The sequence below is a fragment of the Pseudomonas sp. R38(2017) genome (assembly GCF_002112395.1).
GTDB lineage: Bacteria > Pseudomonadota > Gammaproteobacteria > Pseudomonadales > Pseudomonadaceae > Aquipseudomonas.
On the sequence record NZ_NEHN01000004.1, the window covers coordinates 313,755 to 334,048 of the forward strand.

Sequence of the window (20,294 nt, forward strand, 5' to 3'; positions counted from 1 at the left end):
CCATGAAGAAACTCATCCACAGCCTTGCGCCCTGGGCGTTGCCGGTGTTGTTGCTGGCGGTGTGGCAGTTGTCGGTGTCGGCCGGTTGGTTGTCGACACGGATTCTGCCGGCACCGGTAGCGGTGATCGAAGCAGGCGTGAGCCTGGTGCGTAGCGGCGAAATCTGGACGCACCTGGCGATCAGCGGTTGGCGCGCCGCGCTGGGTTTCACCATCGGTGGCAGCATCGGGCTGGTGTTGGGCTTCATCACCGGCCTGTCGAAGTGGGGCGAGCGCCTGCTCGACAGCTCGGTGCAGATGATCCGCAACGTGCCGCATCTGGCGCTGATTCCGCTGGTGATCCTGTGGTTCGGCATCGATGAGTCGGCGAAGATTTTCCTGGTGGCATTGGGCACGCTGTTCCCGATTTACCTCAACACCTATCACGGCATCCGTAACGTCGACCCGGCGCTGGTGGAAATGGCGCGCAGTTATGGCCTGTCCGGTTTCAGTCTGTTCTGGCAGGTGATTCTGCCGGGTGCGCTGCCTTCGATTCTGGTCGGTGTGCGCTTTGCCCTGGGCTTCATGTGGCTGACGCTGATCGTGGCGGAAACCATCTCCGCCAGTTCCGGCATCGGTTACCTGGCGATGAATGCCCGGGAGTTTTTGCAGACCGACGTGGTGGTGCTGGCGATCCTGCTGTACGCGGTGCTCGGCAAGCTGGCCGACCTCGCGGCCCGTGGACTTGAACGTGTGTGGTTGCGCTGGCATCCGGCGTATCAAGTGGCGAAAGGAGGTGCGGCATGACGGCTCAACAACCTCCACGCCTGCTACGCGGGATTCCGCTGGTAGTGCGCAACCTGCAGAAGACCTTCGGCGCGCGACAGGTGTTGCGTGACATCGACCTGCACATTCCGGCGGGACAGTTCGTCGCCGTGGTCGGGCGCAGCGGATGCGGCAAGAGCACCTTGCTGCGCTTGCTCGCCGGCCTTGATCAGCCCACCGGCGGCGATCTGCTCGCGGGTGCCGCGCCGCTCAGCGATGCGCGGGAGGACACCCGGCTGATGTTCCAGGAAGCACGGCTGCTGCCCTGGAAAAAGATCATCGACAACGTCGGTCTCGGCCTCAAGGGCGACTGGCGTCCGCAGGCGCTGGAAGCGCTGGATGCGGTCGGTCTTGCGGATCGCGCCAATGAATGGCCGGCAGCCCTGTCCGGCGGGCAGAAGCAGCGTGTGGCGTTGGCGCGCGCCTTGATTCATCAACCGCGTCTGCTGTTGCTCGACGAGCCACTGGGCGCACTGGATGCCCTGACCCGGATCGAGATGCAGCAACTGATCGAACGTCTCTGGCAGCAGCATGGATTCACCGTGTTACTGGTGACCCACGACGTCAGTGAAGCGGTGGCGATTGCCGACCGGGTGATTCTGATCGAGGACGGCGAAGTCGGTCTCGACCTGCAAGTGGAGCTGCCGCGCCCTCGGGTGCGTGGCTCCCATCGCCTGGCCGCACTGGAAACCGAAGTGCTCAACCGTGTGTTGTCCCTGCCCGGCGAGCCGCCGGCGCCGGACCCTGTTTCACCCTTGCCTACGCAATTGCGTTGGGCTCAATAACTCAAGCAAACGACAGGAATCAATGCCATGACTATCAAAGCCATCAACGTACGCAACCAGTTCAAAGGCGCGATCAAGGAGATCGTTCTCGGCGACGTGCTGTCGGAAATCGACGTGCAGACCGCTTCCGGCATCGTCACTTCGGTGATCACCACCCGTTCGGTCAAGGAGCTGGAACTGGAGGTAGGCAGCGAAGTGATCGCCTTCGTGAAATCCACCGAGGTGTCCATCGCCAAGTTGTAAGCCTGTGAGTAAAAAAACGACCCCGAAGGGTGTGAGCCCTTCGGGGTTTTTTGAGTCTGTCGTGCGGCGCTAGAGAGTCCGCTTGGGCAGATACGGCGGCAGATACAAGCTGATGTAGGCATCGAACACCCGCATCCCTTCCTCGGCCATGCGCGGGGTGATCTGCCCGTGCTGCTGCACCGAGCGGGCGTAAACGCGGTCGCCCAGTTCCATGGCCAGCGCGAACACGTCCACGTCATCCGGCAGTTTGGGCAGTTCGAAGTGGTGATCGAACAGCTTGTGCATCAGGTCGCCGAGTTCGAGGTCATGCTGGCGGTCGGCCTGGGTGACTTCGGTAAGGCCGTGTTGCGCGAGGATCAGCTGGCGGGCGGCCGCGTCTTCGTCGTAGATCTCCAGCATCCGTTGTTCGACCAGACGGGACAGGTCGCGCCAGTCGCGCAGGGCGTCGTGATCGATCGGCGCCTGCAGGCAGGCGCGGAAAGCCGCGTGGACATCCGCCGTCAGCGCTTCGAGCAGCGCGGGGACGCTGGCGAAGAAGTGGTAGACCGAGGAGGGCGGAATCTGCGCGCGCTCGGCCACGCTGTAGATCGACAGGCTCGCCACGCCCTCGGCGGCCAGCAGCGTGCGCGCGGCGTCGAGTATCGAATCGATCCGCGCCTGGCTGCGGGCACGGGGTTTGCGGACGGGGGCGGGACGCGTCATGAAAGTCTCCTGCGGGGCAGCGGGCATTGTACGCAGAGCTTGAATGTCTGCCACAGAGGCCAATAAAAAAACGCCGCTGGCTGAGAAGCCAACGGCGTTTTCCTTTGCTGCAATCCGCTTAAACGGTATGCAGATACCAGTTGTACTCGAGGTCGGAGATGGAGTGTTCGAACTCCTCCAGCTCGCTTTCCTTACAGGCGACGAAGATATCGATGTATTTCGGATCGATGTACTTGGCCATCACCTCGCTGTCGTCCAGCTCGCGCAGGGCATCGCGCAGGTTGTTCGGCAGGCTCTGCTCGTTCTGCTCGTAGCTGTTGCCTTCGGTCGGAGCCGGAGGCTCGATCTTGTTGGTCAGACCGTGATGCACGCCTGCCAGCACAGAAGCCATCAGCAAGTACGGGTTGGCGTCGGCGCCGGCCACGCGGTGTTCCAGGCGGACCGCGTCGGCAGAGCCGGTTGGTACGCGCAGGGCGACGGTGCGGTTGTCCAGGCCCCAGCTCGGCGAGTTCGGCACATAGAACTGCGCACCGAAACGACGGTAGGAGTTGACGTTCGGGCAGAGGAAAGCCATTTGCGCGGGCAGGGTCTCGAGCACACCGCCGATCGCGTGACGCAGCGCGGCGTTCTGCTCGGGATCCTCGCTGGCAAAAATGTTTTTGCCATCTTTGTCGAGAACCGAAATGTGGACGTGCAGGCCATTGCCCGCCTGGCCGGGATACGGCTTGGCCATGAAGGTGGTGTCCATTTCATGGTCATAGGCGATGTTCTTGATCAGACGCTTGAGCAGTACCGCGTAGTCGCATGCCTTGATCGGGTCGGCGACGTGGTGCAGGTTCACTTCGAACTGCGCCGGGGCACTTTCCTTGACGATGGCGTCGGCCGGGATGCCTTGCTCTTTCGCACCTTCCAGAATGTCCTGGAGGCAGTCGACGTATTCGTCGAGGTCGTCGATCAGGTAGACCTGGGTCGAATGCGGGCGTTTGCCGGAGATCGGCGAGCGTGGCGGCTGAGGACGGCCGTTCACGTTTTCCTGGTCGATCAGGTAGAACTCGAGTTCGAATGCGGCGCAGATGGTCAAGCCAAGCTCGTCAAACTTTGCAACAACTTGGCGGAGCACTTCGCGCGGGTCGGCGAAGAAAGGGTCACCTTCGAGTTCGTGCATGGTCATCAGCAGTTGCGCGGTCGGGCGCTTCTGCCATGGCTCGTTGCACAGGGTATCGGGGATTGGATAGCAGATACGGTCAGCGTCGCCGATGTCCAGGCCCAGGCCGGTGCTTTCCACCGTCGAACCATTGATATCCAGAGCAAATAGAGAGGCCGGCAAGTTGATGCCTTTCTCGTAAACCTTGTGGAGGCTGGTGCGTTCGATGCGCTTGCCGCGCACCACACCATTCATATCCGCAATCAGAAGGTCAACGTACAGAACCTCAGGATGTTCCTTAAGGAACGCGTTCGCTTCGTTAAGCTGAACGGCACGCGGGGGTACCGACATGATGCAACACCTTTGTTGTTAAAAATATCAATCATTGATCTTTTCTGGTTTCAGTCAACCCGAACGGCATGCCGAAGTCAAGCGAGGCCTTTTTTGCCCCGAAAAAGCGCCGCGAGGGCATTTATGGGGCACTTTGGGGCATTTTTTTATCCGTGAACGAGGCGCCACCCGCAGGCTTGAGCAGGCCGTGTTGTATTTTTTACGGGGGTGTTGTGTAAAAAAATGAACAAGGCTAAGCTCGGGTCAAACCCATAACAGCAATAATACCGGGGTGCTTCATGTCTCGCCTGCCGTTAATCGGCGTCACCGACTGCTCTTCGCAGTACGGTCTGTATGCTTATCACATCAGTGGCGACACGTCCGTCCGCAGCGCAGCCGACAACCAGGCTCGCATTCTGCCAGCGATCTCATTGTCCATGGCGGATCAGGCGCCGGCGTCCGATATTCTGGACGCGGGGAAGGGCATCCTCTTCAGCGGTTCTCCTTTCAATATAGATCTCTTTCCTGCTCCCGACCTGCACCGCGCCCGTCGCCGTGCCCGAGATTCTGCACACCGGGAATGTGCACAGGAAATGCAACGCCAGCGTAAAGGGCAGGTAAGCTCCTCCTTCATTGTCGATGCGCGGTGCCAGGCGTAAGCCGGTACTGCGCGCAAACAAGCCCCCTTTAACGCGACGCCCTGTGCGTCAAACCCGCCTGACACGCGTCAGGAGACTCAGCCCAGAGGCATTTATGAGTAACAACCTCGACCAGCTCACCGATTGGTTGAAAGACCACAAGATCACAGAAGTCGAATGCATGATCGGCGACTTGACCGGTATCACCCGGGGCAAGATCTCGCCGACCAACAAGTTCATCGCCGAAAAAGGCATGCGCCTGCCGGAAAGTGTTCTGTTGCAGACCGTGACGGGCGACTACGTCGAAGACGACATCTATTACGAACTGCTCGACCCGGCCGACATCGACATGATCTGCCGTCCCGACCAGAACGCGGTGTACCTGGTGCCGTGGGCCATCGAACCGACCGCCCAGGTGATCCACGACACCTACGACAAGCAAGGCAACCCGATCGAGCTGTCGCCGCGCAACGTCCTCAAGAAAGTCCTGAAACTCTATGCCGACAAGGGCTGGCAGCCGATCGTGGCGCCGGAAATGGAGTTTTACCTGACCAAGCGCAGCGACGACCCTGACTATCCATTGCAGCCGCCAGTCGGCCGTTCCGGACGTCCGGAAATCGGTCGCCAGTCGTTCTCCATTGAAGCGGCGAACGAATTCGACCCGCTGTTCGAAGACGTCTACGACTGGTGCGAACTGCAGGAACTGGACCTCGATACGCTGATCCACGAGGACGGCACGGCGCAGATGGAAATCAACTTCCGTCACGGCGATGCCCTGTCCCTGGCAGACCAGATTCTGGTGTTCAAGCGCACCATGCGTGAGGCCGCCCTCAAGCACAATGTCGCGGCGACCTTCATGGCCAAGCCGATGACCGGCGAGCCGGGCAGTGCCATGCACCTGCACCAGAGCATCATCGACATCGAGACCGGCAAGAACGTGTTCTCCAATGACGACGGCACCATGAGCCAGCTGTTCCTGCACCACATCGGTGGCCTGCAGAAACTGATCCCGGAACTGCTGCCGCTGTTCGCACCGAACGTCAACTCGTTCCGCCGCTTCCTGCCGGACACCTCAGCGCCGGTGAACGTGGAGTGGGGCGAAGAAAACCGCACCGTGGGCCTGCGCGTTCCGGATGCCGGCCCGCAGAACCGCCGGGTGGAAAACCGCCTGCCGGGCGCCGACGCCAACCCGTACCTGGCGATTGCCGCGAGCCTGCTCTGCGGCTACATCGGCATGGTCGAGGGCATCAACCCGAGCGCGCCGGTCGTGGGCCGTGGTTACGAGCGCCGCAACCTGCGCCTGCCGTTGACCATCGAAGATGCGCTGGAGCGTATGGAAAACAGCTCAACCATCGAGAAATACCTGGGCAAGACCTTCATCACCGGCTACGTCGCGGTCAAGCGGGCCGAGCATGAAAACTTCAAGCGCGTGATCAGTTCCTGGGAGCGTGAGTACCTGCTCTTCGCCGTCTGATACGCCGGGCGCGGTGGCCAGCCGCCGCGCCTTCACCGATAACAAGGAGAATTGGCATGACCAGCAACAACCCGCAAACCCGTGAGTGGCAAGCCCTCAGCAGCGAGCACCACCTGGCCCCGTTCAGCGACTTCAAGCAGCTGAAAGAAAAGGGTCCACGGATCATCACCAACGCCAAGGGCGTGTACCTGTGGGACAGCGAGGGCAACAAGATCCTCGATGGCATGGCGGGTCTGTGGTGCGTGGCAATCGGTTATGGCCGCGATGAACTGGCGGATGCTGCCGCCAAACAGATGCGCGAACTGCCTTACTACAACCTGTTCTTCCAGACCGCTCACCCGCCGGCACTGGAACTGGCCAAGGCCATTGCCGACGTGGCGCCGGAAGGCATGAACCACGTGTTCTTCACCGGTTCCGGCTCCGAAGGCAACGACACCATGCTGCGCATGGTTCGCCACTACTGGGCGATCAAGGGCCAGCCGAACAAGAAAGTCATCATCAGCCGCAAGAACGGTTACCACGGCTCCACCGTGGCCGGCGCGAGCCTGGGCGGCATGACTTATATGCACGAACAGGGCGACTTGCCGATCCCGGGCATCGTCCACATCGCCCAGCCGTACTGGTTCGCCGAAGGCGGCGACATGACCCCGGAAGAATTCGGGATCTGGGCGGCCAATCAGCTGGAAGAGAAGATTCTCGAAGTCGGCGTCGACAACGTCGGTGCCTTCATTGCCGAGCCGATCCAGGGCGCTGGCGGCGTGATCATTCCGCCAGACACCTACTGGCCGCGCATCAAGGAAATCCTCGCCAAGTACGACATCCTGTTCGTGGCGGACGAAGTGATCTGCGGTTTCGGCCGTACCGGCCAATGGTTCGGCAGCGATTTCTACGACCTCAAGCCGCACATGATGACCATCGCCAAAGGCCTGACGTCCGGCTACATCCCGATGGGTGGCCTGATCGTGCGCGACGAAGTGGTGGCGGTGCTCAACGAGGGCGGCGATTTCAACCACGGCTTCACCTACTCCGGTCACCCGGTGGCTGCAGCGGTGGGTCTGGAAAACATCCGGATCCTGCGCGAAGAGAAAATCATCGAGCATGTCCACGAAGAAACGGCACCGTATTTGCAGAAGCGTCTGCGCGAACTGAACGATCATCCGTTGGTGGGTGAAGTGCGCGGGGTCGGTCTGCTGGGGGCCATCGAACTGGTCCAGGACAAGGCCACGCGCAAGCGTTACGAAGGCAAGGGCGTCGGCATGATCTGCCGCCAGTTCTGCTTCGACAACGGGCTGATCATGCGCGCCGTGGGCGACACCATGATCATTGCGCCGCCGCTGGTGATCAGCAAGGCGGAGATCGATGAGCTGGTGACCAAGGCACGCAAGTGCCTGGACCTCACCCTCAGTGCATTGCAGGGCTAAGTGCTAGGCTCTGAGCGATGGAGCTGTTGCGCTGTCGCTCGGAGCAGTTGGAAAGGCTGGTCTTTTCTTGAAAGACCGCCTCGTATCTTGCCAGACTAGCCGCGGTTCCAGTTGTCCGGGTTCGGCCGCTGAACAAAGTGGTTCAAAAAAGAAAAATTTGGAGCATGACGCATGAAGGCATTAGGTAAAAAGCTTGCTGGCAAGACTCTTCTGGCCCTGTCTGTCGCGGGCATGATGGCGGGCGCGGTTCACGCGGACGACAAAGTTCTGCACGTCTACAACTGGTCCGACTACATCGCTCCTGACACCATCGCGAACTTCGAGAAAGAGTCGGGGATCAAGGTGGTCTACGACGTATTCGATTCCAACGAAACCCTGGAAGCCAAGCTGCTGGCGGGCAAGTCCGGCTACGACGTGGTCGTGCCGTCCAACAACTTCCTGGCCAAGCAGATCAAGGCCGGTGTTTACCAGGAACTGGATCGCTCCAAGCTGCCTAACTGGAAGAACCTGAACCAGGACCTGCTCAAGGCCGTGTCGGTCAGCGACCCGGACAACAAGCACGCCTTCCCGTACATGTGGGGTTCGATCGGCATCGGCTACAACCCGGAGAAGGTCAAGGCTGCTCTGGGCGTCGACAAGATCGACTCCTGGGACACTCTGCTGAAGCCGGAAAACATCGCCAAGCTCAAGGGCTGCGGCGTGAGCTTCCTCGATTCGCCGACCGAAATGCTGCCGGTCGCGCTGCACTACCTGGGCCTGCCAACCGACTCCCAGAAGAAAGAAGACATCAAGAAAGCCGAGGACCTGTTCCTCAAGATTCGTCCATCGATCACCTACTTCCACTCGTCCAAGTACATCTCGGACCTGGCCAACGGCAATATCTGCGTAGCGGTCGGTTACTCGGGTGACGTGCAGCAGGCCAAGTCCCGTGCCGCCGAGGCGGGTGACAAGGTGAAAGTCAGCTACGCGATTCCGAAGGAAGGCGCTGGCAGCTTCTTCGACATGGTTGCCATTCCGAAGGATGCCGAAAACGTTGAAGGCGCCTACAAGTTCATGACCTTCCTGCAGAAGCCTGAAGTCATGGCCGGCATCACCAACGCCGTACGTTTCCCGAACGGTAACGCTGCTGCAACACCACTGGTAGAGAAAGACATCACCAGCGATCCAGGCATCTACCCGCCAGCCGACGTGCAGGCCAAGCTGTATGCCATCGCCGATCTGCCAGCGGCGACCCAGCGTGAAATGACTCGCAGCTGGACCAAGATCAAATCCGGTAAATAAGCCGGTTTGAAGCCGCAACCGCTGGCCGTCGCCTTCATCCGGGCGGCCAGCGGTGCAATTAAATGACAGAAAGTTTTGCTGGAACGGTTTTTCGAAGGTAAGTTGCGCGCCGGTTTTGTTGCCGGGCAACCGTGACTGTCATGCAGCGCGGGGCAACTTGGGCCCAACTAAATTAGAGGACCTCCACTTGCCTATTTTTTCTTCTTTGCGCAATGCCCTGCTGGCCGCTGCCGGCCTGACGTTCGCTGTCGGTGCCCAAGCCGCCGGTACTGTGCATATTTATAACTGGTCGGATTACATCGGCGAGACCACCCTGGCCGATTTCCAGAAAGAAACCGGGATCAAACCGGTCTACGACGTGTTCGATTCCAACGAAACCCTGGAAGGCAAACTGCTCGCCGGGCGTACCGGCTACGACGTGGTCGTGCCGTCGAACCACTTCCTTGGCAAGCAGATCAAGGCCGGCGCGTTCCAGAAGCTCGACAAGGCGCAACTGACGAACTACGCCAATCTCGACCCGGTGCTGCTCAAGCGCCTGGAACAGAATGACCCGGGCAACCAGTACGCCGTGCCGTACCTGTGGGGCACCAACGGTATCGGCTACAACGTTGACAAAGTGAAGGCCGTGCTCGGCGTCGACAAGATCGACTCCTGGAGCGTGCTGTTCGAACCCGAGAACATCAAGAAACTGCACAGCTGCGGCGTGGCGTTCCTCGATTCGGCCGATGAAATGATGCCGACCGTGCTCAACTACATGGGCCTGAATGCCAACAGCACCGATCCCAAGGATTACGAGAAAGCCACGGCCAAGTTGCTGGCGGTGCGTCCTTACGTGACCTACTTCCACTCCTCGAAATACATCGGCGATCTGGCCAACGGCGACATCTGCGTGGCCATCGGTTTCTCCGGCGACATCTTCCAGGCCAAGCACCGTGCCGAAGAAGCCAAGAAGGGCGTCAACATCGCCTACGCCATCCCGAAAGAGGGCGGCGCGCTCTGGTTCGACATGTTGGCGATTCCAAAGGATTCGGCCAACGTCAAAGAGGCTCACGCCTTCATCAACTATTTGCTGAAACCTGAGGTGATCGCCCAGGTCAGTGATTACGTCGGTTACGCCAACCCCAACCCGGGTTCGGACAAGCTGATGGAGCAGTCCATCCGCACCGACGAAGCGGTTTATCCACCGCAGGCCGTCCTCGACAAGACCTATGTGTCGATCGAGTTGCCACCCAATATTCAGCGTTTAATGACCCGCAGCTGGACCAAGGTCAAGTCGGGTAAATAACGCGCAAACCATCCTGGGTTCGTCTTGCGTGGGCGAACTGCACTCTTTTTTTCTGGGAGTTTCGTAAATGGCAGTTGCCTCCGGCGCCTATAAGAAAGCCCTCGAGGGCGACCAGACACCGAAACAGGTGCTGGTTAAAATCGACCGGGTCACGAAGAAGTTCGACGAGACGGTTGCCGTGGACGATGTGTCCCTGGAAATCAAGAAGGGCGAAATCTTCGCCCTGCTCGGCGGTTCGGGATCGGGCAAATCCACTCTGCTGCGGATGCTGGCAGGGTTCGAACGGCCCACGGAGGGGCGCATTCTCCTCGACGGCGTCGACATCACCGACATGCCACCGTACGAGCGACCGATCAACATGATGTTTCAGTCGTACGCTCTGTTCCCGCACATGACCGTGGCGCAGAACATCGCGTTCGGCCTCAAGCAGGACAAGATCCCGGCGGCCGAGATCGACGCCCGCGTGGCCGAGATGCTCAAGCTGGTACAGATGAGCCAGTACGCCAAGCGCAAGCCGCACCAGTTGTCCGGCGGCCAGCGTCAACGTGTGGCGCTGGCGCGTTCGCTGGCCAAGCGGCCGAAGCTGTTGCTGCTCGACGAGCCGATGGGCGCACTGGACAAGAAACTGCGTTCGCAGATGCAACTGGAACTGGTGGAAATCATCGAGCGCGTGGGTGTGACCTGCGTGATGGTGACCCACGACCAGGAAGAGGCCATGACCATGGCCGAGCGCATCGCGATCATGCACCTGGGATGGATCGCCCAGATCGGCAGCCCGATCGACATCTACGAAACACCGACCAGCCGCCTGGTCTGTGAATTCATCGGCAACGTGAACATCTTCGAGGGCGAAGTGATCGACGACGCCGAAGGCCACGCGACCATCACCTGCAAGGACCTCGACCGGCAGATCTACGTTGGCCACGGCATCAGCACCTCGGTGCAGGACAAGTCCGTGACCTACGCGATCCGTCCGGAGAAGCTGCTGGTCACCGCCGAAATGCCGACTTGCGAGTACAACTGGTCCAGCGGCAAGGTGCACGACATCGCCTACCTCGGCGGCCACTCGGTGTTCTACGTCGAATTGCCGAGCGGCAAGCTGGTGCAGTCGTTCGTGGCCAACGCCGAACGCCGTGGCGCACGTCCGACCTGGGGCGATCAGGTGTACGTGTACTGGGAAGATGACAGCGGCGTGGTACTTCGCTCATGAACATGCGCAAATTCAAACGCCGGCTCAATCGAATAATTCCCGGTGGCCGCCAACTGGTCATCGGGGTGCCGTTCATCTGGCTGTTCCTGTTCTTCATGCTGCCGTTCTTCATCGTTCTGAAGATCAGCTTCGCCGAAGCGGATGTGGCCATTCCGCCGTACACCGAGATCTACACCTACGCCGAGCAGAAGCTGCAATTGCTGCTGAACCTGGGCAATTACGCGATGCTCGGCGATGACGAACTGTACATCTCGGCGTACCTCGGTTCGTTGAAGATGGCGTTCTTCAGCACGCTGCTGTGCCTGCTGATCGGCTACCCGATGGCCTACGCCATCGCCAGCGCCCGCAAGGAAGTGCAGACGGTGCTGGTGCTGCTGATCATGATGCCGACCTGGACCGCGATCCTGATCCGCGTCTATGCGTGGATGGGCATCCTCAGCAACAACGGCCTGCTCAACGGTTTCCTGATGAGCATGGGTTTCATCGACGAGCCGCTGCAGATCCTCAACACCAACCTCGCGGTGTACATCGGCGTCGTCTATTCGTACCTGCCGTTCATGATCCTGCCGCTGTACGCCAACCTGGTAAAGCACGACACCAGCCTGCTGGAGGCCGCGTCGGACCTGGGTTCGAGCACCTTCAACAGCTTCTGGAAAATCACCGTGCCGCTGTCCAAGAACGGGATCATCGCCGGCTGCATGCTGGTGTTCATCCCGGTGGTGGGCGAGTTCGTGATCCCGGAACTGCTCGGCGGTCCGGAAACCCTGATGATCGGTAAAGTGCTCTGGCAAGAGTTCTTCAACAACCGCGACTGGCCGGTGGCGTCCGCCCTGGCGGTGGTGATGCTGGCGATCCTGATCGTGCCGATCATCCTGTTCAACCGTAGCCAGGCCAAGGAAATGGAGGGTAAAGAATGAAGCGCTTCCGTTTCTCCAGCCTGATGCTGGTGCTCGGCCTGTTGTTCATCTACCTGCCGATGCTGATCCTGGTGATCTACTCGTTCAACGCCTCGAAACTGGTGACGGTATGGGGCGGCTGGTCGATCAAGTGGTACGTCGGCCTGCTCGACAACACCCAACTGATGGGCTCGGTGGTGCGCTCGCTGGAAATTGCCTGCTACACCGCTGTTGCGGCAGTGGCGCTGGGTACGCTGGCGGCGTTCGTCCTGACTCGCATCACCCGCTTCAAGGGCCGCACGCTGTTCGGTGGCCTGGTCACCGCGCCGCTGGTCATGCCCGAGGTGATTACCGGTCTGTCGCTGTTGCTGCTGTTCGTGGCCATGGCGCAGATGATCGGCTGGCCCCAGGAGCGTGGCATCGTCACCATCTGGATCGCCCACACGACGTTCTGTGCGGCGTATGTGGCGGTAGTGGTGTCGGCGCGTCTGCGTGAGCTGGACCTGTCGATCGAAGAGGCGGCGATGGACCTGGGTGCGCGGCCGTGGAAGGTGTTCTTCCTGATCACCATCCCGATGATCGCGCCGTCGCTGGCGGCGGGCGGCATGATGTCGTTCGCCCTGTCGCTGGACGATCTGGTGCTGGCGAGCTTTGTGTCCGGCCCGGGTTCGACGACCCTGCCGATGGAAGTGTTCTCGGCGGTGCGTCTGGGCGTGAAGCCTGAGATCAACGCCGTGGCCAGCCTGATTCTGCTGGCGGTGTCGCTGGTGACCTTCATGGTCTGGTTCTTCAGCCGTCGTGCCGAAGAATCGCGCCGCAAGGCGATCCAGCAAGCCATCGAAGAAAGCGCTGCCGATTCGTGGAAACAACCGGACGTGCGCCGGGCGCAGACGCCGGAAGCGGCTTAAGTCTGCAGACACAAAAAACCTCGCGACCGGTAACGGCCGCGAGGTTTTTTTATGCTCGTCAGGAGACCCAGAGTGATTGGCGGATGACCTCGACAAAGTTCATCGGCTTGAACCCCGGCATCTGATCTTTCAGCACATCGGTCTTCACATTGCCGAACGTCGTCTGTGGGCGATGACGCAAGCCATCGGCAAACGCGCAGATGATGCATTCCTTGAAACCCTCACCCCGTGGATGCGCATGCACCACCGCCTCGCGCTGCACCGTGGTGAACGCCGCGTAGTCCATGCCCAGCACATCCATCTCGACACCTGCGGTCACCAGCGCCACGGTCGGCCGCAGATGCTTCGGCACCCCCGGCGTGGTGTGCAGGGCGATCGACAGCCAGACCTGTTCGATGTTGTCGTCGCTCAATCCGTAGGGCTTGAGGAACGCCGCCGCCGCATTGGCGCCATCGACTTCGAAACGTTCGTCATCGCTGCGGTGACCTTCGACCAGACCCAGATCGTGGAACATCGCGCCGACGTACAGCAGCTCCGGATCGTAGGCCAGTTGCCGGCGTTCGCCGCTCAAGGCACCGAACAGAAACACCCGGCGCGAGTGGTGGTAAAGCAGGTCGGATTCGATGTCGCGTATGTACTCGGTGGTGGCCCGGGCGAGGGCGCTGTCGGGGATCTTGATACCGGCGATGGTCGTGGTCATGTTGAGCTTCCTCGTCGAAAACGCCGTCGTGGCGCTGATGGGGAAAGTCTGTTCCCGGGGGCAAAACCGGACAATCGATCCATGGCTGCGATCCTTGCCATTCCACCTGCAAATCGTGCCAGCTCGCTTCTGCGGCGCGGATTGGCTAGCGTTGGCGCTGATTCGCCATTTCAGGGAGCCGACATCGCCATGAACAAAACCGTCGCCATCGTGGTGTTCCCCGGCGTGCAGGCGCTGGACGTCAGCGGGCCCATGGACGTGTTCGCCGAGGCCAATCGCTTTCTGGCGCCGGAGGATCATTACCGGCTTGAAGTGATCGGCGTCGAACACGGGCCGATGGCGTGCTCCAACGGGCTGACCCTGAGTGCGCATCGGCATTTCAGCGACGTGCGGGAAGCTTATGACTTGTTGCTGGTGGCCGGCGGGCCGCAGTTGCCGTTTCTGGATTTCGGCGAGACGTTCGATGCCTGGCTGCGTGAGGCCTGTGGGCGGGCGCGGCGGTTCGGCTCGATCTGCAACGGTGCGTTCATGCTGGTTCGTGCGGGATTGCTGGACGGGCGCACGGTCACCACCCACTGGAACGACGCCGAGGCGCTGGCGCAGTTGTGCCCGTCCAGTCGGGTCGAGGCTGACCGGCTGTACGTCGAGGATGGTCAGCTTTACACCTCGGCGGGTGTGACGGCGGGGATCGATCTGTCGCTGTACCTGCTGGCGCGAGATTACGGGGCCGAAGTGGCGCTGAGCGTGGCCAAGCGGCTGGTGGTGTTTACCCAGCGCTCGGGCGGGCAGTCGCAATTCAGCCCGTTCCTCACGCCTCACGCCGAACCGACGTCGGCAGTGGCGATGGTGCAGCTGTATGTGCTGGCCAATCTCACCGGCGATCTGACCATCGCCGACCTGGCGAATGCCGCGAACATGAGTGCGAGGAATTTCTCCCGGGTGTTTGCTCGCGAAGCGAAAGTCACCCCGGCGGAATTCGTCGAGCGGGCGCGGGTGGATGCGGCGCGGGTGATGCTTGAAAGCACCACGGCGCCGCTGAAGACGGTGGCGTATCAGTGCGGGTTTCGCGATGCGCAACACATGCGCAGCGTGTTCAACCGGAGGCTGGGGGTGACGCCGCAGCAGTTTCGGTTGAATTTTGCGGCGATGGTTTGAACGGCGCTTATTGCGCCGCCCGCGCCGGCAACAGCTTCAAGGTACTGCGCGTATTCGCCGTCACCTCTTCCTCACTGAAATGCGCCTGCACATACAGCCCGTCCACATAAGCCTCCGCCTGATCGTCATAGTGGCTGTCGAACGGCACGCCGCTCTGGCCGACCGGGTTGATGGTCAGGCTGTGGGCCGGGTCGGCGAAGTCCACCAGCCGCCGAGTCGACGGACCGTAGGTTACCGGCCACGGCGCCGGGCCGATCTTCGCCGAGAGGTTGTTCGGTACTTCATGGGAGCCGGGTGCGGCGAACGGGCCTACGTTGAAAATCCGGTCCAGCGGTTTCTGCTGCCCCAGCGGATGTCCGTGGGTCAGCGTGTGCGCCTTGCCCCATTGCCAGCCGGAGGCATCGTCGCCGAGGGTCTGCTTCAGGTGGGTCATGCTCGCCTGCCACGCGGTGCGCACGGTGTCGGCGCGGGTTTCCTTGCCCGGGGTGTTGCGATTGTCCCACCACGGTGAGTCGGCGTTCGCCGCCAGTCGCGGCAGCGCGGCGTCGAGCACTCGGGTCGACAGCAGAGTCTCGAACATGTCGTTGCCCAGCTCATCGCGCATCGCCGCGTCGGCCAGGTCGTAGAGGAACTGATTGAACACCGTGGCACTGACCGAATCCAGCGGGTAGTCGCCTTGCCACTGCGCCAGTTGCTCGACCAGTTTCAGCTGCGCCGGGTCGGTCACCACTTCACGCAATACCGGCAACAATGGCGCCAGTACGCGCGGGCCATAGCCGGTGGTGGTGCCCAGTTGCAGCTTCTGGTTGGCTTCGTTGTCCCACTTCACGTTCTTGTCGGCGAGCTGACGGTTGAGTTGCTGGCCACGGTCGGCGAGGTTGTAGTAACCGGGAATCTCCATGCCGGTCGGCGATACGGGCTGGAAGTTGGCCGAGACGATATAGCCCCGCGCCGGGTTCTCTTCCTGCGGGTTGGCGCTGAACGGGAAGTACCCGTCCTTGTCGGCCTGATTGCCGCTGCCGTCGAGAATGAAGCCAGGTTTCACGCCGGCTGGCCGCTTGGGCAGCAGCGCCGAGGCCCACCAGGCGATATCGCCCTTGGCGTTGGCATAGACGATGTTCAGCCCCGGCGCCTGCACCTTGGCCGCTGCGGCGCGGGCCTTGGCCAGGGTGTCGGCACGGTTGAGCTGGTAGAAGCCTTCGAGAATCGGGTTCGGCGTTTCGAGGAACGCCCACCACATGGCAATCGGGGTTTTTCCGGCGGCGCTGCCGAGGGCATCGTTGACGATCGGCCCGTGAGGCGACTGGCGCAGGGTGATGGTCACCGGCGCCTGGCCCTTCACCGCAATCTGCTGTTCGGTGCTGACCATGTCGGTCCACTGGCCGTGATACCAGACCTGATTCGGGTTGTCCGGATTGACCTTCTCGGCGATCAGGTCCAGGTCATCGTTCTGGAACATGGTCAGGCTCCAGCCGAAATCCACGTTGTGCCCCAGAAACGCAAACGGCACCAGCGCCTGATGATGGCCGTAAAGTTCAAAACCCGGCGCCGACAGCTGCGCTTCGTACCACACCGACGGCACCGAGAAGCGGATGTGCGGGTCGCCGGCCAACAATGCCTTGCCGCCCTTGCTGCGGCTGCCGGCAATCACCCAGGCGTTGCTGCCTTCGTACTGCGGCAGGCCGTTGTCGATCAGCGCCTGCTCACTGAGGCGGGCGAGGGCGTTCAGGTCTTTCCAGTCTTCGGCAGCGAGCGCCGGTGCTTTGCCGGCATGGCCCTTGGCGAGCACGCCCTTGGGCTGCCACTCAAGGTCGAAGACGTTGAGGTAATCGGCGCCGAGCTGATCGCGCACGTAGGTCAGCAGCGGTTCGGTGCGAAACGCAGCGGCGAAGCTGTAAGCCATGTAACCGGCGACGCTGATGGTGTCTTCGGCAGTGAACGGCCGCTTGGGGATGCCCAGCACGTCGAACTCGACCGGGGCGGCGTGCGAGTCCTGATACTGGTTGATGCCGTCCAGATAGGCTTGCAGGGCCTTCCACGCCGGTGACTGCTTATCGAGACCGGCCACGTAACTGGCGGCGCGCTCGCGGATGCGCAGGCTGCGGAACAACTTGTCGGTGTCGAGCAGCTTCGGCCCGAGCACTTCCGCCAGTTCACCCCGGGCCAGGCGGCGCATGGCTTCCATCTGGAACAGCCGGTCCTGGGCGTGCACATAACCGAGGGCACGGTAGAGGTCGGTTTCGTTTTCGGCGCGGATGTGCGGCACGCCGCGCTCGTCGTAACGCACGGTCACCGAACCTTGCAGGTTGCGCAGTTCCACTTGGCCCTGACGCGTCGGTTGCTTGCTGTAGAGGTAGCCGCCAACCCCGATGGCGGGAATGACGATCAGCAACGCAAGTACGGTCAGGCCTCGTTTCATGAAAATTCTGCTCCCTGTCGTTCTATTTATATGAAGGCATTGATGGTGCGGATCTAGTTGAAGCTCGCAACCGGGATTTCATAACACAGTATTTCTCGAATAGGAAGTTTCCTTCAGGTTTTCGGGAAGTGCACTACATGTTTGTTATTGCGGCGTTTAACGGGGCAGGCCTATAAAAGACCTCGAGAAAAAAACAGAGGACCAAAACAAAGTTTGCGAATTCGATACATGGAATAACTGACATGGAGAAGTCGTATGAGTGATGTTGGAAATTATCTTGGGCCGCACAAACAAATCGCACCGGGGAAATATGAACTGGCACCGATACCCGTTCGGACATTTGCGCCGGTTCGATTGGGGCAGGGTGGCTATTTTTCGGGAAGTTGGGGGTTGAATGAAGGGCCGCACAGAGGCACCGGGCAAGGCTCCGGCAAACTTGATCCGTTAACCCCGTTCATTTGGGATGACTTGATGCATGAGCAGCAGAATGCTCAGGCACATATTGATCTTGAGTACGCTGGAGTATTCAGCAATATCCTGATGGCCTCGAACAATGAAGTAGAACACGCCAGGCAAGTTGCCGGTGTTGGCCTGTCTCCGGTTCAGAAAGTAAAGGCCGATCAGGAAATAACCCTTCAGGTTATTCACGCAAAGCTATTGGAATATCGCGCGCATTCCGAGACTGCTTACTCGTTGTATGGCCATAATCCATTCTTTCTGATGAAGGATCTGTCCTTCAGAAAAATCCGGGAAAGTCTGGCGTCGCCCGTTCCGGATGTCTCCGTTGCGTATGCCGCCATCGACAGGGCCTACCGCGCGGCAATGGAGCTGCGGCGTCTTTCCTGGGTGATGGCGATTATTGCCAATCAACTTCCGGAGTTGGCGGCAAGAAGAGTCCAGGTCGAAACTGCGACTCAGACCACTCGGGTCGCCCAGCAAATTCTTTCTGCTGAAAGGCTCTCCGTGGTCAATCTGGAAACGAATATCCGCTTCCAGTTTCTGCCGGGTTTTCTCGTTGAAAAAATAGCCGCCATTGCGGGCACAACCGGTGGCAGTCTCTCTCAAACGCTCACGAACTATAAATTCGCAGCGGACAGCATCAGCGCCGCCGAGCAGGCCGCAGTCCGGCCCTATGCAATCGCCAACCCTGCGATCAACTTCCCGTTGAGCAAGCCTGAGCTCGAAGCACTGAAGAACCTGGTGGACCTGCAGGCTACTACGGATCTGGGCAAGCGCTGGCAGGACTATCACGCGTCACTTCTGCACTCGGAAAGTGCCCGGCACATGGCTGCGGCTGCGGACGCTTTTGCCGGTCTGATCGCCCGCGCCCAAGAGGCGGAGCGTCTGCAGGAGCAGATACGCATTGCCAAGGAACAGGAAGCTCGGCAGTTGCAGGAGCAGGCGCGTATTGCCGCGGAGGCTGAGGCCCGGCGTGTTGCCGAGGAGCAGGCGCGTATACGGGAGGAGGCGCGGGTCGCCGCAGAAGCAGAGGCCAGGCGCCTTGCCGAAGAGCAAGCGCGTATAGCGGCAGAGGCGCTGCGTTCCGCCCATACCTTCCGCGCCCCGGGTGCCACTTCTGCGGCAGGACCGCTGTTCATGACTTCGGCGGGAGTACTGGCAGTTGCCGAGGCCGCTTCGGCCAGCCTGCAAGCGGCGGTTCGCAGCGCCATCGCGGCTTTGGGCAGTCTGGCGGCCAGCGTCGGGGCGGGCGCTGTCGTCGGTGTTTCAGCGTTGGTCTACTCGTCGAAGCTGGGCAACGGGGAGTTGCCGGACCGTTACGCGTTCAGTACGCCACTGTCGGACCTCGCGCCAGAATTTGCGTCAGATCTGTACGCCATCGCGGCGGCTGGCGGGACGGTTGATCTGCCTTACCGTGTCAGTTCAAAGACCGACACGAATGGGCAGTCAGAGGTTTTTGTCGTCAAGACTGATGGGCGGAGTATTCCGTCGGCCACCAGGGTGGTGGCGGCTGCTTACGACGCCGAGCGCCACGTCTACACCGCAACCACCGCCGATGTTCCGCCACGCACCCTGACCTGGACGCCGATCGTAAACCCGGGCAACAGCTCGACAATCTCACCGGCCGAACCGACGGATTCACCTGTCTACACCGGAGCGACGGTGATACCGGTCGAGGGACGCCTCGATTCGTTCCCGGCGGTTTCCGAAGCCGGATTCGATGACTATGTCCTGGTGTTCCCGCTGGACTCCGGGCTGCCGCCGAACTACATCATGTTTCGGGACCGGCGGGAGGATCCGGGCGTCGTGACAGGGGTGGGTCAGGTGGTGTCGGGGAACTGGCTTGCCAGCGCATCGCAAGGCGAAGGCGCGCCGGTGCCAGTGCAGATTGCCGATCAGTTGCGAGGGCGGGAGTTCAGGAATTTTCGGGCGTTTCGGGAGGCGTTCTGGAAGGCGGTGGCCGGGGATCCGGAGTTGGCGGTTCAGTTTCAAAAACAGAACCGGTCTACGATGGAGAAAGGAAAATCACCCTACGTTTCAAAAGTGGAGCGAGCAGGAGAGGCAGTGAAATTTGAGTTGCATCACAAGATAAGAATCTCAAGCGGCGGTAATGTTTATGGTCTTGAAAACATTCGGATAGTTACTCCTCGTCGTCATAAGGAAATTCATAAGAAGGAGAGTCAATATGAGTGACAAGTTAATTTCCGACTATACGGAAAAAGAGTTTTTGGATTTTGTGGTTGAGATTTGTGATAGTGGGGTAAGGACGGAAGAGGAAGATGTTAAATTGATTTTTGAGTTTGAGCGATTGACTGAACATCCAGATGGTTCGGATTTGATTTACTATCCACGGAATGATAGAGAGGATAGCCCGGAAGGTATTGTGAAGGAAGTTAAAGAGTGGCGGGCTGCCAACGGAAAGCCTGGGTTTAAAAATTGAT

General features: G+C 60.4%; 18 protein-coding genes. 14 read left to right on the plus strand and 4 right to left on the minus strand.

The window, feature by feature from the left end; all coding sequences use genetic code 11:
- The first annotated feature begins 2 nt into the window (after positions 1-2).
- From ssuC to CAF87_RS11375, 3 genes are read left to right on the plus strand one after another with little or no spacing between them, the layout of a single operon-like run.
- Positions 3-785, plus strand: coding sequence for an aliphatic sulfonate ABC transporter permease SsuC (ssuC, locus tag CAF87_RS11365; RefSeq protein WP_085731497.1), 783 nt, complete (start codon positions 3-5; stop codon positions 783-785).
- Positions 782-1,588 (plus strand): aliphatic sulfonates ABC transporter ATP-binding protein, encoded by an 807-nt coding sequence (gene ssuB / locus CAF87_RS11370; RefSeq protein ID WP_085731498.1) that lies wholly within the window; start codon positions 782-784, stop codon positions 1,586-1,588. The genes ssuC and ssuB overlap by 4 nt, the downstream gene beginning before the upstream one ends.
- Positions 1,589-1,615: 27 nt before the next feature.
- The gene (locus CAF87_RS11375; RefSeq protein ID WP_007953520.1) at positions 1,616-1,831 is read left to right on the plus strand and encodes a molybdopterin-binding protein; all 216 of its coding nucleotides are present in this window, start codon (positions 1,616-1,618) and stop codon (positions 1,829-1,831) included.
- A gap of 69 nt (positions 1,832-1,900) precedes the next feature.
- Here CAF87_RS11375 and CAF87_RS11380 read toward each other — a convergent pair whose 3' ends face one another.
- Positions 1,901-2,533 (minus strand): TetR/AcrR family transcriptional regulator, encoded by a 633-nt coding sequence (locus CAF87_RS11380; protein WP_085731499.1) that lies wholly within the window; start codon positions 2,531-2,533, stop codon positions 1,901-1,903.
- A gap of 118 nt (positions 2,534-2,651) precedes the next feature.
- Positions 2,652-4,028 carry a glutamine synthetase family protein gene (locus tag CAF87_RS11385; protein ID WP_085581012.1) on the minus strand — a complete coding sequence of 459 codons (1,377 nt, stop codon included), beginning with the start codon at positions 4,026-4,028 and terminating at the stop codon, positions 2,652-2,654.
- A gap of 278 nt (positions 4,029-4,306) precedes the next feature.
- Between CAF87_RS11385 and CAF87_RS11390 the strand changes: the two genes are divergently transcribed.
- The 8 genes from CAF87_RS11390 to CAF87_RS11425 all read left to right on the plus strand — a co-directional run bounded on the left by CAF87_RS11390 (position 4,307) and on the right by CAF87_RS11425 (position 13,120).
- Positions 4,307-4,666, plus strand: a complete 360-nt coding sequence (locus tag CAF87_RS11390) for a hypothetical protein (RefSeq protein WP_085731500.1) — start codon at positions 4,307-4,309, stop codon at positions 4,664-4,666.
- A gap of 94 nt (positions 4,667-4,760) precedes the next feature.
- Entirely contained in the window at positions 4,761-6,119 is a 1,359-nt protein-coding gene (locus CAF87_RS11395) for a glutamine synthetase family protein (protein WP_085731501.1), read from the plus strand.
- A 56-nt stretch (positions 6,120-6,175) separates the two neighbouring features.
- Positions 6,176-7,540, plus strand: a complete 1,365-nt coding sequence (locus CAF87_RS11400) for an aspartate aminotransferase family protein (protein WP_085731502.1) — start codon at positions 6,176-6,178, stop codon at positions 7,538-7,540.
- 171 nt (positions 7,541-7,711) lie between these two features.
- Positions 7,712-8,821 (plus strand): polyamine ABC transporter substrate-binding protein, encoded by a 1,110-nt coding sequence (locus CAF87_RS11405; RefSeq protein WP_085731503.1) that lies wholly within the window; start codon positions 7,712-7,714, stop codon positions 8,819-8,821.
- A gap of 187 nt (positions 8,822-9,008) precedes the next feature.
- On the plus strand, positions 9,009-10,106 hold the full coding sequence (locus CAF87_RS11410; protein ID WP_085708997.1) for a polyamine ABC transporter substrate-binding protein: 1,098 nt from the start codon (positions 9,009-9,011) through the stop codon (positions 10,104-10,106).
- Between the two features lie 67 nt (positions 10,107-10,173).
- Complete coding sequence (locus CAF87_RS11415; protein ID WP_085731504.1) at positions 10,174-11,316, plus strand: ABC transporter ATP-binding protein; 1,143 nt, start codon at positions 10,174-10,176, stop codon at positions 11,314-11,316.
- A gap of 35 nt (positions 11,317-11,351) precedes the next feature.
- Positions 11,352-12,233, plus strand: coding sequence for an ABC transporter permease subunit (locus CAF87_RS11420; protein ID WP_349016884.1), 882 nt, complete (start codon positions 11,352-11,354; stop codon positions 12,231-12,233).
- Positions 12,230-13,120: an ABC transporter permease subunit gene (locus CAF87_RS11425; RefSeq protein WP_085731506.1), complete on the plus strand. Its 891-nt coding sequence runs from the start codon at positions 12,230-12,232 to the stop codon at positions 13,118-13,120. Before CAF87_RS11420 ends, CAF87_RS11425 begins: the two co-directional genes overlap by 4 nt.
- Before the next feature lie 58 nt (positions 13,121-13,178).
- On the opposite strand, the gene CAF87_RS11430 is transcribed toward CAF87_RS11425, so the two are convergent.
- On the minus strand, positions 13,179-13,820 hold the full coding sequence (locus CAF87_RS11430; protein ID WP_085731507.1) for an HD domain-containing protein: 642 nt from the start codon (positions 13,818-13,820) through the stop codon (positions 13,179-13,181).
- Between the two features lie 189 nt (positions 13,821-14,009).
- Between CAF87_RS11430 and CAF87_RS11440 the strand changes: the two genes are divergently transcribed.
- Positions 14,010-14,975 (plus strand): GlxA family transcriptional regulator, encoded by a 966-nt coding sequence (locus CAF87_RS11440; RefSeq protein ID WP_085731509.1) that lies wholly within the window; start codon positions 14,010-14,012, stop codon positions 14,973-14,975.
- 7 nt (positions 14,976-14,982) lie between these two features.
- Here CAF87_RS11440 and CAF87_RS11445 read toward each other — a convergent pair whose 3' ends face one another.
- On the minus strand, positions 14,983-17,394 hold the full coding sequence (locus CAF87_RS11445) for a penicillin acylase family protein (protein WP_085731510.1): 2,412 nt from the start codon (positions 17,392-17,394) through the stop codon (positions 14,983-14,985).
- 255 nt (positions 17,395-17,649) lie between these two features.
- Between CAF87_RS11445 and CAF87_RS11450 the strand changes: the two genes are divergently transcribed.
- Together CAF87_RS11450 and CAF87_RS11455 are read left to right on the plus strand one after the other, a co-directional pair.
- Entirely contained in the window at positions 17,650-20,046 is a 2,397-nt protein-coding gene (locus CAF87_RS11450; RefSeq protein WP_170929586.1) for an S-type pyocin domain-containing protein, read from the plus strand.
- Positions 20,039-20,293 carry a bacteriocin immunity protein gene (locus tag CAF87_RS11455; protein ID WP_085731511.1) on the plus strand — a complete coding sequence of 85 codons (255 nt, stop codon included), beginning with the start codon at positions 20,039-20,041 and terminating at the stop codon, positions 20,291-20,293. The genes CAF87_RS11450 and CAF87_RS11455 overlap by 8 nt, the downstream gene beginning before the upstream one ends.
- Position 20,294 lies beyond the last annotated feature (1 nt).